Source organism: Pseudomonas sp. DD1, from assembly GCF_044510355.1.
In the GTDB taxonomy this organism is placed as follows: domain Bacteria; phylum Pseudomonadota; class Gammaproteobacteria; order Pseudomonadales; family Pseudomonadaceae; genus Aquipseudomonas; species Aquipseudomonas shahriarae.
Genome location: NZ_MSAJ01000029.1, coordinates 252,343 through 269,766 on the forward strand (window position 1 = coordinate 252,343; position 17,424 = coordinate 269,766).

13 protein-coding genes are annotated in these 17,424 nt (G+C 62.1%); all 13 read left to right on the plus strand.

The annotated features are described in order from the left end of the window. The first annotated feature begins 35 nt into the window (after positions 1-35). The 13 genes from PSFL_RS17490 (at position 36) to mdoH (ending at position 17,298) form a co-directional block, all read left to right on the plus strand. The gene (locus PSFL_RS17490; RefSeq protein ID WP_169959938.1) at positions 36-1,505 is read left to right on the plus strand and encodes a cytosine permease; all 1,470 of its coding nucleotides are present in this window, start codon (positions 36-38) and stop codon (positions 1,503-1,505) included. A gap of 68 nt (positions 1,506-1,573) precedes the next feature. Then, positions 1,574-2,542 carry an ABC transporter substrate-binding protein gene (locus tag PSFL_RS17495; protein WP_057437168.1) on the plus strand — a complete coding sequence of 323 codons (969 nt, stop codon included), beginning with the start codon at positions 1,574-1,576 and terminating at the stop codon, positions 2,540-2,542. 72 nt (positions 2,543-2,614) lie between these two features. Further along, complete coding sequence (locus PSFL_RS17500; RefSeq protein WP_057437170.1) at positions 2,615-3,466, plus strand: proline/glycine betaine ABC transporter permease; 852 nt, start codon at positions 2,615-2,617, stop codon at positions 3,464-3,466. Further along, the gene (locus PSFL_RS17505) at positions 3,463-4,287 is read left to right on the plus strand and encodes a glycine betaine/L-proline ABC transporter ATP-binding protein (RefSeq protein WP_057437173.1); all 825 of its coding nucleotides are present in this window, start codon (positions 3,463-3,465) and stop codon (positions 4,285-4,287) included. The genes PSFL_RS17500 and PSFL_RS17505 overlap by 4 nt, the downstream gene beginning before the upstream one ends. Positions 4,288-4,422: 135 nt before the next feature. Further along, positions 4,423-5,946 carry a histidine ammonia-lyase gene (hutH, locus tag PSFL_RS17510; protein WP_169989254.1) on the plus strand — a complete coding sequence of 508 codons (1,524 nt, stop codon included), beginning with the start codon at positions 4,423-4,425 and terminating at the stop codon, positions 5,944-5,946. Positions 5,947-5,965: 19 nt separating this feature from the next. Next, positions 5,966-7,504: a histidine ammonia-lyase gene (gene hutH / locus PSFL_RS17515; RefSeq protein WP_115127187.1), complete on the plus strand. Its 1,539-nt coding sequence runs from the start codon at positions 5,966-5,968 to the stop codon at positions 7,502-7,504. 92 nt (positions 7,505-7,596) lie between these two features. Beyond that, entirely contained in the window at positions 7,597-9,006 is a 1,410-nt protein-coding gene (locus PSFL_RS17520; protein ID WP_397470326.1) for an amino acid permease, read from the plus strand. A 15-nt stretch (positions 9,007-9,021) separates the two neighbouring features. After that, on the plus strand, positions 9,022-10,227 hold the full coding sequence (hutI, locus tag PSFL_RS17525) for an imidazolonepropionase (protein ID WP_057437177.1): 1,206 nt from the start codon (positions 9,022-9,024) through the stop codon (positions 10,225-10,227). 29 nt (positions 10,228-10,256) lie between these two features. After that, positions 10,257-11,057, plus strand: coding sequence for an N-formylglutamate deformylase (gene hutG, locus PSFL_RS17530; protein ID WP_115127189.1), 801 nt, complete (start codon positions 10,257-10,259; stop codon positions 11,055-11,057). Between the two features lie 268 nt (positions 11,058-11,325). Beyond that, a complete protein-coding gene (gene pip, locus PSFL_RS17535; protein ID WP_170059443.1) occupies positions 11,326-12,297 on the plus strand; it encodes a prolyl aminopeptidase in 972 nt (323 codons plus the stop codon). Next, a complete protein-coding gene (gene dtd / locus PSFL_RS17540) occupies positions 12,294-12,731 on the plus strand; it encodes a D-aminoacyl-tRNA deacylase (protein WP_115127190.1) in 438 nt (145 codons plus the stop codon). The genes pip and dtd overlap by 4 nt, the downstream gene beginning before the upstream one ends. 267 nt (positions 12,732-12,998) lie before the next feature. After that, positions 12,999-14,735, plus strand: a complete 1,737-nt coding sequence (locus tag PSFL_RS17545) for a glucan biosynthesis protein G (RefSeq protein ID WP_273506459.1) — start codon at positions 12,999-13,001, stop codon at positions 14,733-14,735. Next, positions 14,728-17,298, plus strand: a complete 2,571-nt coding sequence (gene mdoH / locus PSFL_RS17550; protein WP_057437190.1) for a glucans biosynthesis glucosyltransferase MdoH — start codon at positions 14,728-14,730, stop codon at positions 17,296-17,298. Before PSFL_RS17545 ends, mdoH begins: the two co-directional genes overlap by 8 nt. Positions 17,299-17,424: the final 126 nt, after the last annotated feature.

The following is a 17,424-nucleotide window of genomic DNA, read 5'->3' on the forward strand; positions in this document are numbered from 1 at the left end:
ACCACCGAAAACAATCCATTAGAGGTTGAACACCCATGGCTGCAAAAGACGCGCGTGCAAGCTCCACCCCGTTGATCGAAAGGCGTTCGATCGACTACATCCCGGAAGCGGAAAGACACGGTCGTCTATTGAGCCAGTTCACCCTGTGGATGGGCGCCAACCTGCAAATCACTGCGATTGTCACCGGGGCCCTGGCCGTGGTGCTGGGCGGTGATGTGTTCTGGTCGTTGATCGGTCTGTTGATCGGTCAACTGCTGGGCGGCGGCGTGATGGCGTTGCATGCGGCGCAAGGGCCCAGGCTTGGCCTGCCGCAAATGATTTCCAGCCGGGTGCAGTTCGGTGTGTACGGCGCAGCCATCCCGATTGTGCTGGTGTGTTTGATGTACCTCGGTTTCACCGCCACCGGCACGGTGCTGTCCGGTCAGGCGCTGGGCCAGTTGTTTGGGGTCAGCGACAGTGTCGGCATTCTGATTTTCGCCAGTGTCATCGTGCTGGTCACGGTGCTCGGTTACCGGGTGATCCATTTCATCGGCCGTGTTGCCAGCGTCATTGGCGTGATTGCCTTTGTCTACCTGTTCAGCCGCCTGATGAGCCAGACCGACGTTGGCGCGCTCCTGCAAATCCGCCACTTCAGCTGGAGCAGCTTCCTGCTCGCGGTGTCGCTCGCGGCCTCCTGGCAAATCGCCTTTGGGCCTTATGTGGCTGACTATTCCCGCTACCTGCCGCGCAACACATCCTCGGTGAAAACCTTTCTGGCCGCAGGCGCAGGTTCGGTCATTGGCGCCCAGGTGGCGATGATCCTCGGCGTGTTTGCCGCTGCGATGTCCAATGGGAAATTTGCCGGTAACGAAGTGGCCTACATCGTAGGTCTGGGCGGCACGGGGGCCACGGCGGCATTGCTGTACTTCAGCATCGCATTCGGCAAGGTCACCATCTCCACGCTGAACTCCTACGGCAGCTTTATGTGCATTGCGACCATCGTCAGTGGCTTTCGTGGGCGCATGGAGGTCACGCGCCTGCAGCGCCTGGTTTTCGTGCTGCTGATCGTCGGCGCGGCGACCCTGATCGCGTTGCTCGGCCAGCACTCGTTCCTCAGTGCGTTCAAGTCCTTCATCCTGTTTTTGCTGGCGTTCTTTACACCCTGGAGCGCGATCAACCTGGTGGACTACTACTGCATCACCCGCGACCGCTATGACGTGCCGGCACTGGCCGATCCGAACGGTCGCTACGGCCGCTGGAACCTGCTGGGTATCAGCGTCTATGTGTTCGGGGTGCTGGTGCAGTTGCCGTTCATCGCCACCAAGTTCTACACCGGGCCCCTGGTGGCCAGCCTGGGCGGGGTGGATATTTCCTGGATCATCGGCCTGGTACTGCCCGCCGCCCTGTATTACGTGTGTGCAAAAAAATGGCACGGCGCAATGCCTGAACGACTGATTTTGCCGATAGAGCAGGGCGCTACAGCTATAGCTACCCCTAAAAACAACGGGCTGATTACACAAGCCTGATGGGACGTGGACAAGGCAGGATGCCTTTTGACTGCCGTAATCCATTTCATGATTGGGAGCGTCACATAATGAGAATGCATAAGACCCTGCTGACCCCATTGCTCGCCGCCGGCCTGTTGGCCAGTGCTGGCGCCACCCAGGCGGCCGGCTGGTGCGAGTCGGGCAAACCGGTGAAGTTCGCCGGCCTGAACTGGGAAAGCGGCATGTTGCTGACCGACGTCCTGCAAGTGGTCCTGGAAAAAGGCTACGACTGCAAAACCGATAGCCTGCCGGGCAATTCCATCACCATGGAAAACGCCCTGGGCAGCAACGATATCCAGATCTTCGCCGAAGAGTGGGTTGGCCGTAGCGAAGTGTGGAACAAGGCCGAGAAGGCCGGCAAGGTCGTGGGTGTCGGCGCCCCTGTGGTCGGTGCGGTTGAAGGCTGGTACGTGCCGCGCTATGTGATCGAAGGCGACGCCAAGCGCAAACTCGAAGCCAAGGCCCCGGACCTGAAAAACATCGCCGACCTGGCCAAGTATTCTGCGGTGTTCAAGGACCAGGAAGAGCCCGCCAAAGGCCGCTTCTACAACTGCCCGGCCGGCTGGACCTGCGAGCTGGACAACAGCGAAATGCTCAAGAGCTATGGCCTGGAAAGTTCCTACACCAACTTCCGCCCTGGCACCGGCCCGGCGCTGGATGCGGCGGTGCTGTCGAGCTACAAGCGTGGCGAGCCGATCCTGTTCTACTACTGGTCGCCGACGCCGCTGATGGGGCAGGTGGACCTGGTCAAACTCGACGAAAAACCCGGTGTGGATAAACGCGTGACCATCAAGGTCGGCCTGTCCAAGACTTTCTACGAGCAGGCCCCGGAACTGGTGGCGGTGCTGGAGAAGGTCAACCTGCCCATAGACCTGCTCAACCAGAACCTGGCGCGTATGAGCAAAGAGCGCATTGACTCGGCGAAGCTGGCGAAGATCTTCCTCAAGGAGCACCCGCAGGTATGGCACGCCTGGGTCAGTGAAGACGCAGCCAAGAAAATCGACGCGGCCTTGTAGGCCCAGTGCTCCCGGCTACCCTGAACAGGCAGCCGGGCACCCGGCCACACTCCACTGGATCGAGAGCACGTTATGTTTCCTGAGAGTTTTACGTTTTCCATCGCCGACTGGGTCAACGGTTGGGTCGATGCACTGGTGACCAATTACGGCGATGTGTTCCGGCAGATCTCCGACACCTTGCTGTGGGCCATCGTCAACCTGGAAGGCCTGCTACGCGCGGCACCCTGGTGGCTGATGCTGGCGATAGTCGGCGGCGTTGCCTGGCACGCCACCCGCAAGGTGCTGACCACGGCGGTGATCGTCGGCCTGTTGTTCCTGGTGGGTGCGGTCGGCCTGTGGGACAAGCTGATGCAGACCCTGGCGCTGATGATGGTGGCCACGGTGATCTCGGTGCTGATCGGCATTCCCCTGGGCATTCTCTCGGCGCGCAGCAATCGCCTGCGCTCGGTGTTGATGCCGCTGCTGGACATCATGCAGACCATGCCCAGCTTCGTGTACCTGATCCCGGTATTGATGCTGTTTGGCCTGGGCAAGGTGCCGGCGATTTTCGCCACGGTGATCTACGCCGCGCCGCCGCTGATTCGCCTGACCGACCTGGGCATTCGCCAGGTGGACCGGGAAGTGATGGAAGCCATCAATGCCTTCGGCGCCAACCGCTGGCAGCAACTGTTTGGCGTGCAACTGCCGCTGGCCCTGCCGAGCATCATGGCCGGGATCAACCAGACCACCATGATGGCCCTGTCGATGGTGGTGATCGCCTCGATGATCGGCGCCCGTGGCTTGGGTGAAGATGTATTGGTGGGCATCCAGACCCTTAACGTCGGGCGCGGCCTGGAGGCTGGCCTGGCGATTGTGATTCTCGCAGTGGTCATCGACCGCATTACCCAGGCCTATGGTCGTCCACGGCATGAGGCGAGCAAATGACTACTGTCAGCAAGATCGAAGTGAAAAACGTATTCAAGATTTTCGGTGCGCGTGAGCAGGAAGCCCTGGCGCTTATTGGCCAAGGCCAGACCAAGGACCAGGTGCTGGCACAGACCGGTTGTGTGGTGGGCGTGAATGACCTGTCCCTGAGCATCGGCACCGGCGAGATCTTTGTGATCATGGGCCTGTCGGGTTCCGGCAAGTCCACCCTGGTGCGCCACTTCAACCGCCTGATCGACCCCACCAGCGGCGCGATCCTGGTGGACGGCGAAGACATCCTGCAACTGGATATGGAAGCCCTGCGCCAGTTCCGCCGGCACAAGATCAGCATGGTGTTCCAGAGCTTCGGCCTGCTGCCCCACAAGAGCGTGCAGGACAACGTCGCCTATGGCCTGAAAGTGCGCGGTGAAACCAAGCAAGTGTGCACCGAGCGTGCATTGCACTGGATCGAAACCGTGGGCCTGAAGGGCTACGAAAACAAATACCCGCACCAGTTGTCGGGCGGCATGCGCCAGCGCGTGGGCCTGGCCCGGGCCCTGGCGGCCGACACCGACATCATCCTGATGGACGAGGCGTTCAGCGCCCTTGACCCACTGATCCGCGCCGAGATGCAGGACCAGTTGCTGGAGCTGCAAAAGACCCTGCACAAGACCATCGTGTTTATCACCCACGACCTGGATGAGGCCGTGCGCATCGGCAACCGCATCGCGATCCTCAAGGACGGCAAGCTGATCCAGGTCGGCACGCCGCGGGAGATCTTGCATTCGCCGGCGGATGAGTATGTGGACCGGTTTGTTCAGCGGCGGGCGGCGGTGGTCTGAGCGGGGGGTTGTGGTGAGTTGGCTGGCGTCTTCGCGAGCAAGCCCGCTCCCACAGGGGAACGCATTCCAAATGTGGGAGCGGGCTTGCCCGCGATGAGGCCGGCAAGGCCGCAAAAATTTGAAGAAGGTATGAAGATGTCCCAGGCTAAAAAAATCGTCATCGCCGACACCCCCCTGCACTGGCAGGACGTGGTTGCCGTCGCGCGCTTCGGCGCCGAGCTGGAGCTGTCGGGCCCGGCCTGGGCGCGGATCGACAATGCCCAGGCCATCGTGCAACGCATCGTCACCAGCGGCGAGCGGGCCTATGGCGTCAACACCGGCCTGGGCGCCTTGTGCAATGTGTCACTCAAGGGCGAGCAACTGAGCCAACTGTCGCGCAACACCTTGCTCAGCCACGCCTGTGGTGTGGGCGCGCCGCTGAGTGATGAACAGACCCGCGCGATCATCTGCGCGGCCATCATCAACTTCAGCCAGGGCAAGTCCGGCCTGCATCCGCAGGTGGTGCATTCGCTGCTGGCGCTGCTCAACCATGGCATCACCCCGCACGTGCCGTCCCAGGGCTCGGTGGGCTACCTGACCCACATGGCCCATATCGGCATTGCCCTGCTGGGTGTGGGAAATGTCAGCTATCGCGGCCAGATTGTGACGGCCCAGGCAGCGCTCGCCGCCGAAGGCCTGCAGCCGGTGGTGCTCGGCGCCAAGGACGGCCTGTGCCTGGTCAATGGCACGCCATGCATGAGTGGCCTGAGCTGCCTGGCCCTGGCCGATGCCCACCACTTGCTGCAATGGGCCGATGTGATCGGCGCCATGAGTTTTGAAGCACAACGCGGGCAGATCGACGCCTTCGACGAGCAGATCATCGCCCTTAAGCCACACCCCGGCATGCAGCAGGTCGGCAGTAACCTGCGGGCCTTGCTCGAGGGCAGCGAGGTGATTGCCGCCAGCCGTGGCATTCGTACCCAGGACGCGCTGAGCATCCGTTCGATCCCCCAGGTCCACGGCGCTGCCCGCGATCAACTGGAGCACGCCACCCGGCAGATCGAAACCGAACTCAACGGTGCCACCGACAACCCACTGCTGCTGGGCACGCCGGACAACTACCGCGTGGTGTCCCAGGCCAACCCCCACGGCCAGTCCGTGGCGCTGGCGGCGGATATGCTGGCCATCGCCATGGCGGAAATCGGCTCCATCGCCGAGCGCCGCCTGGACCGCCTGATCAACCCCCACGTCAGCGGCTTGCCGGCATTCCTGGTGAGTAACCCTGGGGTCAACTCGGGGATGATGATCGTGCAGTACGTCGCCGCTTCCCTCTGTGGGCAGAATCGCCAACTGGCGCAGCCGGCAGTGCTCGACAACTTCGTCACCTCGGGCCTGCAGGAAGACCACCTGAGCATGGGCACCAACGCCGCGCTCAAGCTGCACTCAGTGTTGGCAAACCTCACCCAGATCCTCGCCATCGAATACCTGTTGGCGGCCCAGGCCTTTGAGTTCCTCAAGGCACAAGGCTTCGGCGCCGGCACCCACACCGCCTGGCGCCTGCTGCGCGAGCACGTCCCGGCCTATGAACAGGACCGTTGGTTGGCGCCGGACATCGCGACCACGGCGGCGCTGCTCAAGAACACCGATTTGTTGAACCACGCTTTACCGAATTTGCACTGAACCCTATTTCAAAAGGAGCATGAATGTGACTGCGCTAAATCTGATTCCAGGCCAACTGACCCTTGCCCAACTGCGGGCCATCTACCAGCAGCCGGTAACCCTCAGCCTGGATGACAGCGCCTCGGCGCAGATCGAAGCCAGTGTGGCCTGTGTCGAGCAGATTCTCGCCGAGAACCGCACCGCCTATGGCATCAACACCGGTTTCGGCCTGCTGGCCTCGACCCGTATCGCCAGCGAAGACCTGGAAAACCTCCAGCGTTCCCTGGTGTTGTCCCACGCTGCCGGTGTCGGCGAGCCGATCAGCGATGCGCTGGTGCGTTTGGTGATGGTGCTCAAGGTCAACAGCCTGAGCCGCGGTTTCTCCGGGATTCGCCGGCAGGTGATCGACGCGCTGATCGCCTTGATCAACGCCGAGGTCTACCCGCATATCCCGCTCAAGGGCTCGGTGGGCGCGTCCGGTGACTTGGCGCCGCTGGCCCATATGTCCCTGGTGCTGCTGGGCGAAGGCAAGGCCCGTTACAAAGGTGAGTGGCTGGAGGCGACCGAAGCGCTGAAAGTCGCCGGCCTCACGCCGCTGACCCTGGCTGCCAAGGAAGGCCTGGCGCTGCTCAACGGTACCCAGGTCTCGACGGCCTACGCCCTGCGCGGCTTGTTCGAAGGCGAAGACCTGTTCGCTGCCGCCATCGCCTGTGGCGGCCTGACCGTGGAAGCGGTGCTGGGCTCGCGCTCGCCGTTCGACGCGCGCATCCATGCAGCCCGTGGCCAGCGTGGGCAGATCGACTCGGCCGCTGCCTATCGCGACCTGCTCGGTGAAAGCAGCCAGGTGTCCCAGTCCCACCAGAACTGCGACAAAGTGCAAGACCCTTACTCCCTGCGCTGCCAGCCGCAAGTCATGGGCGCCTGCCTGACCCAGTTCCGCCAGGCGGCCGAAGTGTTGGTGGTCGAAGCCAACGCGGTATCGGATAACCCGCTGGTATTCGCCGCCGAAGGCGATGTGATCTCCGGCGGTAACTTCCACGCCGAACCGGTGGCGATGGCCGCCGACAACATGGCCCTGGCCATCGCTGAAATCGGCTCCCTGAGCGAGCGCCGTATCTCGTTGATGATGGACAAGCACATGTCGCAATTGCCGCCGTTCCTGGTGGGCAATGGCGGGGTCAACTCCGGTTTCATGATTGCCCAGGTGACGGCAGCGGCGTTGGCCAGCGAGAACAAGGCCTTGTCCCATCCCCATAGCGTCGACAGCCTGCCGACGTCGGCCAACCAGGAAGACCACGTGTCGATGGCGCCGGCTGCCGGCAAGCGCCTGTGGGAAATGGCTGAAAATACCCGGGGGGTGCTCGCAGTGGAATGGCTGGCCGCCTGCCAGGGCCTGGACCTGCGCGATGGCCTGAAAACCTCGCCCAAGCTGGAAAAGGCCCGTGGGATCCTGCGCGCCAAAGTGGGGTTCTATGACAAGGACCGCTTCTTCGCCCCGGATATCAACGCCGCCAGCGAACTGTTGGCCAGCCGCTGCCTGAACGAGTTGGTGCCGGCCAAGCTGCTGCCAAGCCTGTAAGCAGCACACCGATCCTGTGTGGGAGTTGGCTCCCGCATGGGGTCGCCCATAGGTTCGGATTCTCTCTGGATAACAATAATTAGGGACGAGAAATGCACCAGCAAGCACAAGGTCTCAAACGCGGACTGACCGCCCGCCATATTCGCTTCATGGCACTGGGGTCGGCGATCGGCACCGGGCTGTTCTACGGTTCTGCCTCGGCGATCCAAATGGCCGGCCCGGCGGTGTTGCTGGCCTACCTGATCGGCGGCGCCGCCGTGTTTATGGTGATGCGCGCCCTCGGCGAAATGGCCGTGCACAATCCGGTGTCCGGCTCGTTCGGCCAGTACGCCAGCACTTACCTGGGCCCGATGGCCGGTTTTATCCTCGGTTGGACCTACGCTTTTGAAATGATCATCGTCTGCCTGGCGGACGTCACCGCCTTCGGCATCTACATGGGCTTCTGGTTTCCCGAGGTCGCACGCTGGGTCTGGGTGCTCGGCATCGTCCTGCTGATCGGCGGGCTGAACCTGTGCAACGTCAAGGTGTTCGGCGAAATGGAGTTCTGGCTGTCGTTGCTCAAGGTCGGCGCGATTGTCGCGATGATCCTTGGCGGGTTCGGCATCATGCTGTTCGGCGTGCATTCGGCGGCTGACGCACCGGCCAACGGGTTGAGCAACCTGTGGGCCCATGGTGGCTTCATGCCCAATGGCCTGGGCGGCCTGATCGCCTCGTTTGCGGTGGTGATGTTTGCCTTTGGCGGCATCGAGATCATCGGCATCACTGCCGGTGAAGCCAAGGACCCGCAACGGGTGATCCCCAAGGCGATCAACGCGGTACCGCTGCGCATCCTGCTGTTCTACGTGCTGACCCTGTTTGTGCTGATGGCCATCTACCCGTGGCCGCAGATCGGCAGCCAGGGCAGCCCATTCGTGCAGATCTTCAGCAACCTGGGGATTGGCTCGGCGGCGACCATCCTCAATATCGTGGTGATCTCGGCGGCCGTCTCGGCCATCAACAGTGACATCTTCGGCGCCGGCCGCATGATGTACGGCCTGGCCCAGCAAGGGCAGGCGCCCAAGGGCTTTGCGCAACTGTCGCGCCACGGTGTGCCGTGGATGACCGTGGTGGTGATGGGCGCAGCGCTGCTGGGCGGCGTGGTGTTGAACTACCTGATCCCGGAAAACGTATTCCTGGTGATTGCCTCGATTGCCACTTTCGCTACCGTGTGGGTGTGGCTGATGATCCTGGTCACGCAGGTGGCGATGCGCCGCTCGATGACCAAGGCGCAGATCGCCGAACTGAAATTCCCGGTACCGTTCTGGCCCTATGCGCCGGCGGCGGCCATTGTGTTCATGCTGTTTATTTTTGGTGTACTGGGCTACTTCCCGGACACCCAGGCCGCGCTGCTGGTGGGCGCCGTATGGATCGTGTTGCTGGTTCTCGCCTACCTGCTGTGGGTCAAGCCCGCAGCCGGGCAAGCGGCCAAGGTCAATTACGACCCGGCTTTGTCTCACCGATAACTTAGGGAGGCGTTGATGAAAACGCTTTGGCAACACTGCCACATCGCAACCATGGCCCGGGGCGAGTACTCGATCATCGAGGATGGCGCCATGGTCACGGCCGGTTCGCTGATCGAGTGGATCGGTCCCCGTGCCGAGCTGCCGCCTGGCGACTACGCGCAGACCCATGACTTGCAAGGGGCGTGGGTCACGCCGGGGCTGATCGACTGCCATACCCACACGGTATTTGGCGGCAACCGCAGCGGCGAATTCGAGCAGCGCCTGCAAGGCGTGAGCTACGCCGAGATCGCGGCGGCCGGCGGCGGCATTGCCAGCACCGTTCGTGCCACCCGTGCGGCGACCGAGGAAGAGCTGTTCGACAGCAGCCGCAAGCGCCTGCGCAGTTTGCTGCGCGATGGCGTGACCACGGTGGAGATCAAGTCCGGCTACGGCCTGGACCTGGCCAATGAGCGCAAGATGCTGCGGGTGGCCCGGCGCCTGGGCCAGGAGCTGCCGGTCAGCGTGCGCGCCACGTGCCTGGCGGCCCATGCGTTGCCGCCGGAGTACAAGGATCGCGCCGACGACTACATCGAGCACATCTGCAACGAGATGCTGCCGACCCTGGCAGCAGAAGGGTTGGTGGACGCAGTGGATGCGTTCTGCGAATACCTGGCGTTTTCCACCGAGCAGGTAGAGCGCGTATTCAAGGTCGCGCAGCGCTTGGGGTTGCCGGTAAAGTTGCACGCCGAGCAACTGTCGTCGCTGCACGGCTCCAGCCTGGCGGCGCGGTATCAGGCGCTGTCGGCGGATCACCTGGAGTTCATGACCGAAGAAGACGCCATCGCCATGGCCGCCGCCGGTACTGTTGCCGTGCTGCTACCGGGCGCGTTCTACTTTTTGCGCGAAACCCAGTTGCCGCCGATGGACGCCTTGCGCAAGCACGGGGTGAAGATCGCCATTGCCAGCGACCTCAACCCCGGCACCTCGCCGGCCTTGTCCGTGCGGCTGATGCTGAACATGGCCTGCACCTTGTTCCGCATGACACCGGAAGAAGCCCTGGCCGGTGTTACCCGGCATGCCGCCACGGCGTTGGGCATGGGCGACACCCATGGCTCGCTGGAAGTGGGCAAGGTCGCGGATTTTGTCGCCTGGCAGATCGACCGCCCCGCCGACCTGGCCTACTGGCTGGGTGGCGAGTTGGATAAACGCGTCGTGCGCCATGGCGTCGACGTCGATGTGTAAGGTTGCCTTTGTGAGTAAGGAGTACTGCTGTGGATAAGGTTCTGAACTTCAAACAAGGCCGCACACCGCTGCTGATCAGCATGCCCCACGCCGGCCTGCGCCTGACGCCTGCGGTTGCAGCGGGCCTGATCCCCGAGGCGCAAAGCCTGCCGGATACCGACTGGCATATCCCTACGCTGTACGATTTTGCTGCAGAGCTGGGGGCCAGCACCCTGGCGGCCGAGTATTCGCGTTTTGTCATCGACTTGAACCGGCCGTCGGACGACAAGCCGCTGTATGCCGGGGCGACCACCGGCCTGTTTCCCGCGACGCTGTTTGATGGCGTGCCGTTGTTTATTGAAGGCAAGGAGCCGTCGAGGGCGGAGCGGGCGACCTATCTGGAGCAGATCTGGACGCCTTATCACCAGACCCTGCAACAGGAACTGGCGCGGCTCAAGGCCGAATTCGGCTACGCGCTGCTATTCGACGCCCACTCGATCCGCTCGGTGATCCCACACCTGTTCGACGGCAAGCTACCGGACTTCAACCTCGGCACCTTCAATGGCGCCGCCTGCGACCCCGAGTTGGCCAGCCAGTTGGAAGCCATCTGCGCGGCGCATCCGCACTACAGCCATGTGCTGAACGGGCGCTTCAAGGGCGGGCATATCACCCGGCACTACGGCAACCCGGCGCAGGATACTCATGCGGTGCAGTTGGAGTTGGGGCAGTGCACGTACATGGAGGAGTTTGAGCCGTTCAGGTATCGACAGGATCTGGCCGAGCCGACGCGGGTGGTGTTGAGGCAGCTGCTGGAAGGGTTCTTGGCGTGGGGCCAGAAGCACTACACCTGAGTCAACAAGGATCAAAATGTGGGAGCGGGCTTGTCAGGTCGCCGCATCGCCGCGATGGCGGTCTGTCAGTTCCCAATATGTCGACTGATCCGCCGCTATCGCGAGCAAGCCCGCTCCCACACGTGGTGCGCGAACCTTCCTGGCTGATCACTGACACAGGTCTAAGTCCTCAAGGACATGCTCATTGCACAATTCGGGTTTATGATGCCAGACGGCAAAATAATAGACGTCCCCCCAGGGATGGACCCGACCCCTTACGGAGCGCGCAATGCAGACTTTGTACCCGCAGATCAAACCCTACGTCCGGCACGATCTGGCCGTCGATGAAACCCACACGCTGTATGTCGACGAAAGTGGTTCCCCGCAAGGTTTGCCCGTGGTCTTCATCCATGGCGGTCCCGGCGCCGGCTGCGATGCCAACAGTCGCTGCTATTTCGATCCGAACCTGTACCGCATCGTCACCTTTGACCAGCGCGGCTGCGGGCGCTCCACTCCGCGGGCCAGCCTGGAAAACAACACCACCTGGGACCTGGTTGCCGACCTTGAGCGGATCCGCGAGCACCTGGGAATTGAAAAATGGGTGCTGTTCGGTGGTTCCTGGGGCTCGACCCTGGCCCTGGCCTATGCACAAACCCACCCTGATCGCGTGCTTGGCCTGATTGTGCGCGGCATCTTCCTGGCCCGCCCCCAGGATATCCAGTGGTTCTACCAGGCCGGCGCGAGCCGCCTGTTCCCTGACTACTGGCAGGACTACATCGCGCCAATCCCGGTGGAAGAGCGCCACGACATGATCAGCGCCTACCACAAGCGCCTGACTGGCAATGACCAGATCGCCCAGATGCATGCCGCCAAGGCCTGGTCCACCTGGGAAGGCCGCATGCTCGGCCTGTGCCCCAGCCCGCAGCTGATCGAGCGCTTCTCCGAGCCCCAGCGCGCGTTGTCGATTGCGCGCATCGAGTGCCACTACTTCACCAATAACTCGTTCCTGGAGCCCAACCAGCTGATTCGCGATATGCACAAGATCGCCCATCTGCCGGGGATCATCGTGCATGGCCGCTACGATATGATCTGCCCGCTGGATAATGCCTGGGAGCTGCACCAGGCCTGGCCGAACAGTGAGTTGCAGGTGATCCGCGAGGCGGGCCACGCGGCGTCCGAGCCGGGCATCACCGATGCGCTGGTGCGTGCGGCGGGCGAGATGGCACGACGCCTGCTTGATCTGCCCCCTGAAGAAGCATGAAGGGCCTTTTGCAACGGGTGCGTGGCGCCCGGGTCGAGGTGGCGGGGCAAGTGGTGGGCGCGATAGACCAGGGTTTGCTGGTACTGGTGGCCGTTGAACCTTCAGATACCGCCGCCAGTGCCGACAAGTTGTTGCATAAGCTGCTTAACTACCGGGTGTTCAGTGACGACGAGGGCAAGATGAACCTGTCGTTGAAGGACATTGGCGGTGGTTTGCTGCTGGTGTCCCAGTTCACCCTGGCAGCCGATACCAAAAGCGGCCTGCGTCCCAGCTTCTCCACCGCGGCGCCACCGGCGTTGGGCGAGGCGCTTTTCGAGCACTTGTTGTCACAAGCGCAACAATTGCATGGCACGGTGGCGTCGGGGCGTTTTGGCGCGGATATGCAGGTGCATTTGGTCAATGACGGGCCGGTCACCTTCCTTTTACAGACCTGATTGTATGAAAAACGACTTTTAATGCGCAAAAACGCAAGTTTTCGCTACAAATACTTGGCTGACCCTGCTGCGTTATCTCACGGGCTACTAGATAATCGCGCGCTACGGGGATCAGCGTAAATTGGTCCATTTTTGATTTAGGTAGAGACTTGTCCGGTCGCCCTTGGGGAATCATTTAGCCCCATCGGAGTCGGAACAATGCTCGCCAACCTGGCATATAGATAGCTGGCCGTTGGTTTTTTGATCTGTTTTCGGCGAGGGTTGCTCGTGATTGTTAGTCCCTGTAATGCACCAAAATTGTCTGCCAAACGGTTACGAAACGCACTGGTGACGGGCTCCGCCCTGTTTTGCCTGTTCGGCGCGGGTCAACTGTGGGCATTCAGCCTGGACGATGTGTCGGCCAAGGCAAAAGAGCTGGCCGGGCAGAAATACGAAGCCCCGCGCAGCAATCTGCCGAACGAATTCCGCGAAATGAAGTTCGCTGACTACCAGAAAATTCGTTTCCGCAATGAAAAAGCCGAGTGGGCCGAGCAGAAAACTCCGTTCAAGCTGTCCTTCTATCACCAGGGCATGCACTTCGACACGCCGGTGAAGATCAACGAAATCACCGCGACCGACGTCCAGGAAATCAAGTACGACCCGACTCGTTTCGATTTCGGCGACGTCAAGTTTGATCCTAAAGCCACCGATCAGCTGGGTTATGCCGGCTTTCGCGTGCTGTACCCGATCAACAAGGACGACAAGCAAGACGAAATCATGACCATGCTCGGCGCCAGCTATTTCCGCGTCGTGGGCAAGGACCAGGTCTATGGCCTGTCCGCCCGTGGCATGGCGATTGATACCGCGCTGCCGTCCGGCGAAGAGTTCCCGCGTTTCACCGAGTTCTGGATCGAGCGTCCAAAGCCGGGCGACAAGCACCTGGTGATCTTCGCCTTGCTGGATTCGCCGCGGGCCACTGGCGCCTACCGCCTGATCCTGCGCCCGGGCACCGACACCATTGTCGACGTCAAGTCGCAGATGTTCCTGCGTGACAAGGTCAGCAAGCTGGGCGTTGCCCCGCTGACCAGCATGTTCCTGTTCGGCGCCAACCAGCCGTCCAAAGTGCTCAACTACCGTCGTGAACTGCACGACTCCAGCGGCCTGTCGATCCATGCCGGTAACGGCGAGTGGATCTGGCGCCCGCTGAACAACCCAAAACACCTGTCGGTCAGCAACTTCTCGGTAGAAAACCCACGTGGTTTCGGCCTGTTGCAGCGTGGTCGCAACTTCAGCCAGTACGAAGACCTCGACGACAACTACGACAAGCGCCCAAGCGCCTGGATCGAGCCTGAAGGCGACTGGGGCAAGGGTTCCGTGGATCTGGTAGAGATTCCGACCGCCGATGAAACCAACGACAACATCGTTGCCTTCTGGAGCCCGGCCGAACTGCCTAAGCCCGGCGAGCCGCTGGATATCGCCTACCGTCTGCACTGGACTCTCAACGATGCACCGTTCCACTCGCCGGACAGTGCCTGGGTCAAACAGACCCTGCGTTCTACCGGTGATGTGAAACAGTCCAACCTGATCCGTCAGCCAGACGGCAGCGTGGCCTATCTGGTGGACTTCGAAGGCCCGTCCCTCAAGGCCCTGAAGCCGGATGCGGCAGTGCGCAGCCAGGTCAGCGTCGGCGAAAACGGCGAAGTCGTGGAAAACAGCGTGCGCTACAACCCGCACACCAAAGGCTGGCGCCTGACCCTGCGCTTGAAGATCAAGGATGCTGGCAAGCCGACCGAAATGCGTGCGGCCCTGGTCCAGGACATCGTCAAGCCTGAGCCAGAGCAGGCTTCCACCCAAGTCCTGAAGGCTGACAAAGTCTTGGCCAAGCAACACGAGAAACAGGCCAAGAAAGACGCCAAGGACAAGCAAGACAAGCAGCCAGAAGCTGCCCCAGCCACCCCGGAGCCAGTCAAGACAGAACAAGTCCTGACCGAAACCTGGAGCAATCAGTTGCCTGCCGATGAGTAACTCTCAAGTCCAGCCAGAGACTCTTGCCGAGTACCTGGCGCATCTTCCGATGACCGACGAGCAGCGCGCCGAACTGGCGGGCTGCAAGTCCTTCTCCGAACTGCACGAGCGCCTGTCGTCGTCGACCTTTGACGCACCGGTGGACGCCGCGCAGGCGTCGGTTGGCCGCCGGCTGACCCTCAACACTGCCGAGGAGCTAGAGGAAGCCGAAATGCTGGTGCTCGACGCCAGCGGTCGGGTTTGCCTCAAGGCCACGCCGCCGATCCGCCGTACCAAAGTGGTGCCCGAGCCTTGGCGCACCAATATCCTGGTGCGTGGCTGGCGCCGGCTGACCGGCCGCAGCAACCCTCCTGCGCCGCCGAAAGACGAGCGCGTGCTGCCGGCTGCGCGCTGGCGCACGGTCGGTTCGATCCGCCGCTATATCCTGCTGGTGCTGATGCTCGGCCAGACGATTGTGGCCGGCTGGTACATGAAAGGCATCATGCCTTACCAGGGCTGGTCCTTCGTCGACTTTGACGAGGTGCGCAACCAGACCCTGCTGCAAACCGCTACCCAGGTCCTGCCCTACGCCCTGCAAACCAGCATCCTGATCATGTTCGGGATTCTGTTCTGCTGGGTTTCGGCAGGTTTCTGGACCGCGCTGATGGGCTTCCTTGAACTGCTTACCGGTCACGACAAGTACCGGATCTCCGGCAAAAGCGCCGGCGACGAGCCGATCCCGAAAGAGGCCCGTACCGCGCTGGTGATGCCGATCTGCAACGAAGACGTGCCCCGGGTGTTTGCCGGCTTGCGTGCGACCTTTGAGTCGGTCGCTGCCACTGGCGATCTGGACCGCTTCGATTTCTTCGTGCTCAGTGACAGTAACGACGCCGATATCTGCATCGCCGAACAGCAAGCCTGGCTCGACGTGTGCCGCGAAGCCGGTGGCTTTGGCAAGATCTTCTATCGCCGCCGTCGCCGTCGCGTCAAACGCAAGAGCGGCAACCTCGACGACTTCTGCCGTCGCTGGGGGGGTGACTACAAGTACATGGTGGTCCTCGACGCCGACAGCGTGATGAGCGGCGAATGCCTGACCAGCCTGGTGCGCCTGATGGAAGCCACGCCGGACGCCGGGATCATCCAGACCGCGCCACGTGCCTCGGGCATGGACACCCTGTATGCACGCATGCAGCAGTTCGCCACCCGCGTCTACGGCCCGCTGTTCACCGCCGGTCTGCACTTCTGGCAGTTGGGCGAATCCCACTACTGGGGCCACAACGCGATCATCCGCATGAAGCCGTTTATCGAGCACTGCGCCCTGGCGCCGTTGCCCGGCAAAGGTGCGTTCGCCGGTTCGATTCTTTCCCACGACTTCGTTGAAGCTGCGCTGATGCGCCGTGCCGGCTGGGGCGTGTGGATTGCCTACGACTTGCCGGGCAGCTACGAAGAACTGCCGCCCAACCTGCTGGACGAGCTCAAGCGTGACCGTCGCTGGTGCCACGGTAACCTGATGAACTTCCGCCTGTTCCTGGTCAAGGGCATGCACCCGGTACACCGTGCGGTATTCCTCACCGGCGTGATGTCGTACCTGTCGGCACCGTTGTGGTTCCTGTTCCTGGTGCTGTCCACGGCCCTGCTGGCGGTCAACACCCTGATGGAGCCGCAGTACTTCATGGCGCCGCGCCAGTTGTACCCGCTGTGGCCACAATGGCATCCGGACAAGGCGGTGGCGCTGTTCTCCACCACCATCGTGCTGCTGTTCCTGCCTAAATTGCTGAGCATCATCCTGATCTGGGCCAAGGGCGCGAAAGAGTTCGGTGGCAAGTTCAAGGTGACCTTGTCGATGCTCCTGGAGATGTTGTTCTCCATGCTGCTGGCGCCGGTACGGATGATTTTCCACACCCGTTTCGTGCTTGCCGCGTTCCTCGGCTGGGCCGCGACCTGGAACTCGCCGCAACGTGACGACGACTCCACGCCCTGGAGCGAGGCGGTCAAGCGCCACGGTCCGCAGACCTTGCTGGGCTTCTTCTGGGCGCTGCTGGTGGTGTGGTTGAACCCCAGCTTCCTGTGGTGGCTGGTGCCGATTGTCGGTTCGCTGATGCTGTCGATCCCGGTGTCGGTGATCTCCAGCCGGGTCAATCTGGGCCTCAAGTCCCGCGACGAAAGCCTGTTCCTGATCCCCGAGGAATACAATCCGCCGCAGGCGCTGCTGTCGACCGACCGCTATACCCACGAAAACCGTTGGCATGCACTCAATGACGGGTTTATCCGGGCAGTGGTCGATCCGCAACAGAATGCCCTGGCCTGTGCCCTGGCAACGTCCCGACATGGTCAGGCAGAGCCGATCGAGTGGCTGCGTATCGAGCGTGTGCGGCATGCGTTGAAAGTCGGCCCTGCCGGCCTGAACAACAACGAGCGCGTGGCGTTGCTCAGCGACCCGGTAGCCCTGGCACGCCTGCATGAGCAAGTCTGGAGCGAGGGGCATGCCGAATGGCTGGGTGCCTGGCGCGAGTCGGTCAAGGCCGACCCCCATGCGCCGCTGCTGCCGCTGCAACCGCTGTCATCCCAGGCGCAACCTGCCTGATTCAGACGCCCCCGAGACCTGTCTCGGGGGCGCTTGATACGCCTCTCCTACAGCGCTTGTCGCTTCTGCTTCACCCTTCTAACTTCGATACAAAAGACCCTGGTTCAAGGCGTATTGCCCTGCCTG